An 8,004-nucleotide genomic window follows, 5' to 3' on the forward strand; every position below is an offset into this window, starting at 1 on the left:
GCTTGATTTATCAAGCCCCGCCGGCGATTGAGGCGCGGGGTCCGGGGCGGAGCCCCGGGGGTTAGCGGGGGAAGCGGACCCGGCCGCCCACCTCGACCGAACCTCCCGGCGAGGGGGCCGTGAGGATTTGGGAGCCGTGGCCCTGGCGGATGTTGAGGGCGCGGTCGAGGTGGGCGGTGAGCGCCAGCGCCGCCGCCCCCGTCGCCTCGTCCTCCACGATGCCGTCACCCCGGCCAGGGAACCCGCGGGCGCGAACCCGCCCCGCCGCCTCGTCCTCCCAGGCCCACGCGTAGACCCACTCCCCCTCCGGAGGAACCGGCAGCGCGTCCACCTCCGCGACGGATCCGTACTGCCGCAACGTACGACCGGTCACCCACTCCGCCCGCGCCTCGATCCAGCTGAACTCGCCGTCCTGGCGCGCCCGGACGACACCCGCGGGCACGACGAGTTCCGGCACGTCGAGCAGCCAGGCCGTGCCGACGCAGGGGTGCCCGGCGAACGGCAGGCGCGCGGTCGGCGTGTAGATGTCGATGACGCCGCGCTCGGGATCGTCGACGAAGACCGTCTCGCTGAAGCCGAGTTCGGCGGCGAAGGCCTGTCGCTCGTCCCGGTCGGGGAGGCGGGAGCCGTCGCGGACGACGCCCAGCGCGTTGCCCTCCCGGCCGCCGGGGGCGCAGAAGACGCGCACCACGTCGTACTCGATGCCGTACTCGTTCATGGGCGGAAGTCAACCACGCGACACTCGATGCTTGACCAGCGCTTGACCCTTCCCTGACTTGGCCATGGGTAGCACTGAGGTAAGCCTCATATAAGTTAGGTCCGCCTTAGTTACCCCTGCTTGGAGCCCGCATGCGAGCCGCCCGACTCACCGTTTCCACCGCCGTCGCCGCGGTGGCCGCCCTGACGGCCGTCACGGGCTGCACGCAGAAGAGCGACGCCAAGAGTGCCGGTTCCGGTGCGATCAAGGTGACCGCCGACGACGACAGTTGCAAGGTGTCGAAGAAGAAGTTCCCCGCGGGGCACGTGGAGTTGGCGGTCGAGAACAAGGGGTCCCGGGTCACCGAGGTCGAGATCCTCTTCCCGGACGACCGGATCGTCTCCGAGCGCGAGAACATCGGCCCCGGCACCCGGCACAGCCTCACCGCCGAGGTGAAGAGCGGCGACTACCGCATCGCCTGCATCCCCGGCATGAAGGGCAAGGGCCACCGCCAGGACGTGCAGGTGACCGGCGGGAAGTCCACGGCGAAGCGGGACCCGAAGCTCGACGACGCCGTCGCCGCCTACCGCCAGTACACCCAGGCGCAGGCCGACGAGACGCTGCCGAAGGTGAAGACGTTCACCGACGCCGTCCGCGACGGCGACCTGGAGGCCGCCAAGAAGGCGTACGCCCCCTCCCGTATCGGCTGGGAGCGCACCGAACCGGTCGCCGAGTCCTTCGGTGACATCGACCCGAAGGTCGACGTGCGGGCCGACGGCCTCGAAGAGGGCCAGAAGTGGACCGGCTGGCACCGCCTGGAGAAGGCGCTGTGGAAGGACAAGGAGATCGGGAAGAGCGAGAAGGCGCTCGCGGACCGGCTCGACAAGGATCTCGACGACTGGCAGCAGCGCGTCGGCAAGGCGGAGATCACGCCCACCTCCATGGCCAACGGCGCCAAGGAGCTGCTCGACGAGGTCGCCACCGGCAAGGTCACCGGCGAGGAGGAGCGCTACTCGCACACCGACCTCGTCGACTTCAAGGCCAACGTCGAGGGCGCCGAGAAGGCGTACGAGCTGCTCGAGCCGGTCGCGTCGAAGAACGACACCGCGCTGACCAAGGAGCTGGACAAGCAGTTCGCCGCGCTGGACAAGCTGCTCGACAAGTACCGCGAGGGCAAGCAGGGCTACGGGTTCACCTCCTACGACAAGGTCGGCAAGGCGGACCAGAAGGAGCTGTCCGACGCGGTCAACGCGCTGGCGGAGCCGCTGTCGCAGCTGGCCGCGGCGGTCGTCAAGTAGCGCTCGCCGAGCAGCCGTACACGTGAACACGCACCACGAGGAGAGGGTCGCCATGACGGACGACGAGACCTCCAACTCCCCTTCCCCGTCCCGGCGTTCCCTGCTCGCCGTCGGCGGCGCCGGGCTCGCGCTCGGCGCCGCGGCCGCGGGCGGCGCCGTCGTCCTGGCCCGGTCCGACGACGGCTCGGACATGCAGCCCGCCGGTGAGGCGGGCGGCGCGGTGCCCTTCCACGGAGCGCACCAGGCCGGGATCGCGACGGCGGTGCAGGACCGGCTGCACTTCGCGGCGTTCGACGTGAAGACGGCCGACCGCGAGGAGTTCGTGCAGCTCCTGAAGGACTGGACGAAGGCCGCCGCGCGGATGACCGAGGGGCGCACCGTCGGCGAGGGCGCGTACGGCGGGCTCGCCGAGGCGCCACCGGACGACACGGGCGAGGCGCTCGGGCTGCAACCGTCCCGGCTCACGCTGACGATCGGCTTCGGGCCCTCCCTCTTCGAGAAGCACGGCAAGGCCCTCGGCATCGCGGACCAGCGCCCGGACGCGCTCGTCGACCTGCCGAAGTTCCCCGGCGAGAACCTGGAGAAGACCCGCAGCGGCGGCGATCTGTGCGTGCAGGCCTGCGCGGACGACCCGCAGGTCGCCGTGCACGCCATCCGCAACCTCGCCCGGATCGGCATGGGCAAGGTCGCCATCCGCTGGTCGCAGCTCGGCTTCGGCAAGACGTCCTCGACGACGCCGGACGCGCAGACGCCCCGTAACCTCATGGGCTTCAAGGACGGCACCCGCAACATCGCGGGCACCGAGAAGGACCGTCTCGCCAAGCATGTGTGGGTGGACTCCCCGGGCGACGGTGCCGACTGGATGAAGGGCGGCTCGTATCTGGTCGCCCGCCGGATCCGGATGAACGTCGAGACCTGGGACCGCACGTCGCTGCTGGAGCAGGAGGACGTGTTCGGCCGGGACAAGGGCGAGGGCGCTCCCGTCGGCAAGGCGAAGGAGCGCGACGAACCGTTCCTGAAGGCGATGAAGCCGGACGCGCACGTGCGGCTCGCGCACCCCGACTCCAACCACGGGGCGACGCTGCTGCGCCGCGGCTACTCGTTCACCGACGGCACGGACGGACTCGGCCGGCTCGACGCGGGCCTGTTCTTCCTCGCGTACCAGAAGGACGTGCGCAAGGGGTTCATCCCGGTGCAGCGCAGCCTCGCGACCGACGCGCTCAACGAGTACATCCAGCACGTCGGTTCGGCGGTGTTCGCGGTGCCGCCGGGAGTGCGGGACGGCAGCGACTGGTGGGGCCGCGGCCTCTTCGAGCAGAAGGAAGGCTGAGAAGCGATGTTCGCGAACTACTTGATCGGGCTGCGCGAGGGCCTGGAAGCCAGCCTGATCGTCTGCATCCTCGTCGCGTACCTGGTGAAGACGGAGCGCAGGGACGCCCTGAAGCCGGTGTGGGCGGGGGTCGGCGTCGCCGTCCTCGTGTCGCTCGGGTTCGGCGCGGGCCTGGAGTTCGGCTCGCAGGAACTGACGTTCAAGGCGCAGGAGGCGCTCGGCGGTTCGCTGTCGATCATCGCCGTCGGCCTGGTGACGTGGATGGTGTTCTGGATGCGGCGCACAGCCCGGCACTTGAAGACGGAGCTGCACGGCAAGCTGGACAGCGCCCTGCAAATGGGCACGGCGGCGCTAGTCGTCACGGCGTTCCTCGCGGTGGGCCGTGAGGGCCTGGAGACCTCCCTGTTCGTGTGGACGGCGGTGCACGCCACCAGCAACGGCACGACGGACCCGGTGATCGGCGCGCTGCTCGGGCTGGCCACCGCGGTGGTCCTCGGCTGGCTGTTCTACCGGGGCGCGCTCCGCATCAACCTGGCGAAGTTCTTCACGTGGACCGGCGGCATGCTCGTCGTCGTGGCCGCGGGTGTCCTCGCGTACGGCGTGCACGACCTCCAGGAGGCCGACTTCATCGGAGGCCTGAACAACCTGGCCTTCGACATCAGTTCCACGATCTCCCCCGACGGCTGGCTCGGCACGCTCCTGAAGGGCGTCTTCAACTTCCAGCCCGACCCGACGGTTCTGCAGGTCACCGTCTGGTTCGTCTACCTTGTCCCCACTCTCGCCCTGTTCTTCGCGCCTCCCGGGCTGCTTTCCCGCAGGGTCGCGGCAGTGCGTGCCTCCTCTTCCCGGTAGGGTTCGGGCGCGTGCATGGGGCCGGGGAGCGGAAGGTGAATCGAACGTCATGAGCGAGGCCAGGAACAGGATCGGCCGACCGGTCGCAGCGGTCGCGGCCGCGGTCGTGCTGTCCCTCACCGCGGGCGGGTGCGTGACCGTGCACGGCGAGCTGGAGATCGTACCGACGACCACGAAGGCGAAGGCGGCGAGCGCCGTCGACACGTTCGTGGACGCGTACAACGAGGCGGACAAGACGTACGACTCCGACGCCGACGCGAAGTACGTCACCGGTGCGCTCGGCGCGATCGACGCGGCGAAGCTGAAGGCGGGCCGCGCGCTCAACCCGAACGGCAACCCGAAGCACGCGCCGCTGAAGCTCACCGACACGCGGATCACGGTGCCGAAGAAGGCCGGCTGGCCGCGCTGGTTCGTGACGAACTCGGACAACAACCGGGTCGACGGCTATCGCTGGGTCATGGTGTTCACCCGGGACGCCGAGAGCGCGCCGTGGGCGGTCTCGTACCTGTCGCTGTTCCGCGACGGCACGGTCCCCAAGTTCAAGACGGACAAGGACGGTCTGGGCGAGTCCGTCGACCCGGACGCGTCGGGTCTCGCGCAGCGTCCGAAGGACATGGGCGAGCAGTACATCCACTACCTCAAGAAGGGCGGGGACGACTTCGCCCCCGGCCCGCACACGACGCGCTGGCGCCAGACCCGCGACAAGATCGGCACGCGCCCCGGCCTCACCACGCAGTTCATCGACGAGTCCCTCACCGCTGGCAACTACGCGCCCGTGGCCCTGCGCACCGCGAACGGCGGCGCCCTCGTCTTCTTCACGACCCGCCGCTACGAGAAGCTGACCGCGTTCCCCGGCAGCAACCTGCCTTCGATCGGGTCGGACGTGAAGGCGCTGATGAAGGGCGAGCCCAAGGAGTCGGCGATGTACGGGTACGTGTCGGGGCAGGCGGCGATTGATCCGCCGGGGGCGTCGGGGGCGGTGCACGTGGTGTCGCGGGTGGAGGGGATCACGACCGCCGAGGGCAGCTGACGGTCACCCGGCGTTGCGGTCTCGGGGCTCTGCCCTGGACCCCGCTGCTCAATCGCCGCAGGGGCTTGAAAAGCCTGCTCAATCGCCGCAGGGGCTTGAGGTGCCGCGGCGACTTATCAGGGCCACGCCGGTGTGAAGTCCGGTTCGGCGCCCGCGTATCGCGCACACGCGTCCGTCAGCGACTCCAGCATCGTCAGCGGATCGGGAAGCGCATGCTCGGGCCCCCGCACCCAGAACACCTCACGCTCACCGGGCAACCGCGCCGGCGGCACCAGAACGTAGGACCCACGGCAGTGCCACCGCAGCCCGGGGTGCTCGTCCATCGTCTCGGGGTGGCAGTCCAGCTCGCAGGGCCACCACTCGTCCTCCTCGTCCGGCGTCCCACGGGTCGCCGTGAAGAAGAGCATGCGGTCGCCGCCCGATTCGGCGACGGGCCCGACCTCGATCCCGGCGGTGAGGAGTCGCTCCAGCGCCTCGTGCCCGGCCTCCAGCGGGACGTCGAGGACGTCGTGGACCATGCCCGTCGCGGTGATGAAGTTGGCCAGCGGCTGATGTCCCGCCCAGCGCTCGATCTGCGCGCGGTCCGTCGTGGACTGGGTCTGCCAGGCGAAGGAGACGGGGTGCCTGCCGGGGGTCGGACAGCCGACGCGGTTGCACGAACATCGGTAGTCGGAGGGGTACGCGGCCGGGGCCAGCGGCAGTCCGGCGGCGGCAGCGGCGAAGAGCAGGTCCTCGCGGGCCGCGTCGGCGGCCGCGGTGTCCTTCGGGCCGCGCCCGGCCCGCAGCCATCGTGAGATCAGGCCGCCCGTACGCCCCGCCGTACCGCTCCGCCCGCCGAATCGGCGACCCTGCTCCGCGCCCATCAATCCCCTCACCATCGCCGTCGAGCCATTGCTGTCGTGCCGAGTCCGGATGAACCTTGGACCAAAAGTGTCCCACCATCCTGCGCCTCGGGTGGCCACAGTCCACATCCGGGGTGTGTGAGGGCGCTCGGCTAGGAGCGGGAGCCGCCGATTCCGTAGAGGGCGTACTCGACGATCGTGTCCGCGTACGCATGGTCGAGCGGTCCGGTGTTCTGGAGCCAGCGTTGTGCCAGCGGTCCGGAGAACAGGTCACGGGCGATCAACGGGTCGACCTCCGGGCGGACCTGGCCCGCGTCCTGCGCGGCCCGCAGCCGGTCGGCGTACAGGTCGAGTCCCGGCATGAGCAGCCGGGCGACGAACTCCTCGGAGAACGCGCGGTCGGCCAGGCCCTCGGCGGCGAGCGCGCGGGCCGGCGCCTCGAACACGGGGTCCTTGAGCACGTCGACGGTGGCGTGCAGGAGCAGCTTGAAGTCGGCCTCGATGTCGCCGGTGTCGGGCAGGACGGCCGGGTCGCCCGGGTAGTCGGGGTGCCGCTCGGCGGCGACCTCCGTGTTGCGCTCGTTGAGGTCGATGAAGGCCTCCATCAGGACCTCGGCCTTCGAGCCCCACCACCGGTAGATCGTCTGCTTGCCGACACCGGCGCGGGCGGCGATGCCCTCGATGGTGGTGCGCGGGTAGCCGATCTCTCCTACGAGGCCGAGGGCGGCGTCGTAGATCGCGCGGCGGGAACGTTCGCTGCGGCGGGTGGCGTCGGGGACGGCCTTCTTCGCCGACTGGCTCTTCGTGGCTGACATGATTCGAATGTAGCAGCGCACGAGCCGAGACGGTCCGTCTCGTAACGTCCGGGCCACCCGTGAACCACCCGTTCGGTTCACAGCCCCGGGGGGCCCTCCGGCCGCACCATGGGCTTCCACCCAGCACTGCGGTCGTGAGGAGCCCTCATTGCGTAATCCGCGCCTTGTCGAACGTCGCGCCACACCCCGGCGCTATCTCATGTGCCCACCGGCACACTTCAAGGTCACGTACTCGATCAACCCGTGGATGGACCCGGCGAAACCCGTCGACGTTCCGCTCGCGGTCGCCCAGTGGGAGGACCTGCGGGACCGCTACCGCGGGCTCGGCCACACCGTCGAGGTGCTCGACCCGCGCCCCGGACTTCCGGACATGGTGTTCGCGGCGAACGGCGCGACCGTGGTGGACGGCCGGGTGCTCGGCGCCCGGTTCGCGCACCGGGAGCGGGAGGCGGAGGCCGCCGCGCACCTGGAGTGGTTCCGGGCGCACGGGTACGCCGAGGTCCACGAGCCCGTCCACGTCAACGAGGGCGAGGGCGACTTCGCCGTCACCGCCTCCTACGTGCTCGCGGGGCGCGGCTTCCGGGCCTCTCCGCTGTCCCACGCGGAGGCGCAGGAGTACTTCGGCCGTCCGGTGATCGGCCTCGACCTGGTCGACCCCCGCTTCTACCACCTGGACACGGCGCTGGCCGTCCTCGACGACGCGGACGACTCCGTCATGTACTACCCGGCGGCGTTCTCGCCCGGGAGCCGGGCGGTGCTGCGGCGGATGTTCCCCGACGCGGTGATCGCCTCCGAGGCGGATGCGGTGGCCTTCGGCCTGAACGCGGTGTCGGACGGCCGGAATGTCTTGCTGCCGCAGGGGGCGGTGGGGTTGTTCGGGGGGCTTCGGGAGCGGGGGTTTGTGCCGGTGGGGTTGGATCTGGGCGAGCTGCTGAAGGGAGGCGGTTCGGTCAAGTGCTGCACCCTTGAGCTCCGCGCTTAGTTTCGGCGGCGAGTGAGCCATTCAAGCCCCTGCGGCGATTGAGCAGGCCCTTCAAGCCCCTGCGGCGATCGAGCCATTCAAGCCCCTGCGGCGATTGAGCAGCGGGGCCCGGGGCGGAGCCCCGAGGCGTCGGCCCGGGAGCCGCGGGGGGGGTGGGC

Annotated in this window: 8 protein-coding genes; 5 read left to right on the top strand and 3 right to left on the bottom strand. The window is 70.5% G+C overall.

The genetic code is table 11. The annotated features are described in order from the left end of the window. Positions 1-61: 61 nt before the first annotated feature. Positions 62-718: a PhzF family phenazine biosynthesis protein gene (locus ABT004_RS35195; RefSeq protein WP_351345507.1), complete on the bottom strand. Its 657-nt coding sequence runs from the start codon at positions 716-718 to the stop codon at positions 62-64. 131 nt (positions 719-849) lie between these two features. On the opposite strand from ABT004_RS35195, the gene efeO reads away from it, so the two are divergent. The 4 genes from efeO to ABT004_RS35215 are packed head-to-tail and all read left to right on the top strand — an operon-like array spanning position 850 to position 5,207. Then, positions 850-1,995 carry an iron uptake system protein EfeO gene (gene efeO / locus ABT004_RS35200; RefSeq protein WP_351345510.1) on the top strand — a complete coding sequence of 382 codons (1,146 nt, stop codon included), beginning with the start codon at positions 850-852 and terminating at the stop codon, positions 1,993-1,995. 52 nt (positions 1,996-2,047) lie between these two features. Next, positions 2,048-3,325 carry an iron uptake transporter deferrochelatase/peroxidase subunit gene (efeB, locus tag ABT004_RS35205; RefSeq protein ID WP_351345513.1) on the top strand — a complete coding sequence of 426 codons (1,278 nt, stop codon included), beginning with the start codon at positions 2,048-2,050 and terminating at the stop codon, positions 3,323-3,325. 6 nt (positions 3,326-3,331) lie between these two features. Beyond that, a complete protein-coding gene (efeU, locus tag ABT004_RS35210; protein ID WP_351345516.1) occupies positions 3,332-4,177 on the top strand; it encodes an iron uptake transporter permease EfeU in 846 nt (281 codons plus the stop codon). A 49-nt stretch (positions 4,178-4,226) separates the two neighbouring features. Then, positions 4,227-5,207, top strand: a complete 981-nt coding sequence (locus ABT004_RS35215; protein ID WP_351345519.1) for an SCO2278 family lipoprotein — start codon at positions 4,227-4,229, stop codon at positions 5,205-5,207. Positions 5,208-5,323: 116 nt separating this feature from the next. Here ABT004_RS35215 and ABT004_RS35220 read toward each other — a convergent pair whose 3' ends face one another. After that, entirely contained in the window at positions 5,324-6,070 is a 747-nt protein-coding gene (locus tag ABT004_RS35220; RefSeq protein WP_351345522.1) for a bifunctional DNA primase/polymerase, read from the bottom strand. Positions 6,071-6,201: 131 nt separating this feature from the next. Beyond that, entirely contained in the window at positions 6,202-6,864 is a 663-nt protein-coding gene (locus ABT004_RS35225) for a TetR/AcrR family transcriptional regulator (RefSeq protein ID WP_351345525.1), read from the bottom strand. A 148-nt stretch (positions 6,865-7,012) separates the two neighbouring features. On the opposite strand from ABT004_RS35225, the gene ddaH reads away from it, so the two are divergent. Beyond that, positions 7,013-7,846 (top strand): dimethylargininase, encoded by an 834-nt coding sequence (gene ddaH / locus ABT004_RS35230; RefSeq protein ID WP_351345528.1) that lies wholly within the window; start codon positions 7,013-7,015, stop codon positions 7,844-7,846. Positions 7,847-8,004 lie beyond the last annotated feature (158 nt).

This window comes from Streptomyces sp. NPDC002790, from assembly GCF_040295505.1.
GTDB lineage: Bacteria > Actinomycetota > Actinomycetes > Streptomycetales > Streptomycetaceae > Streptomyces.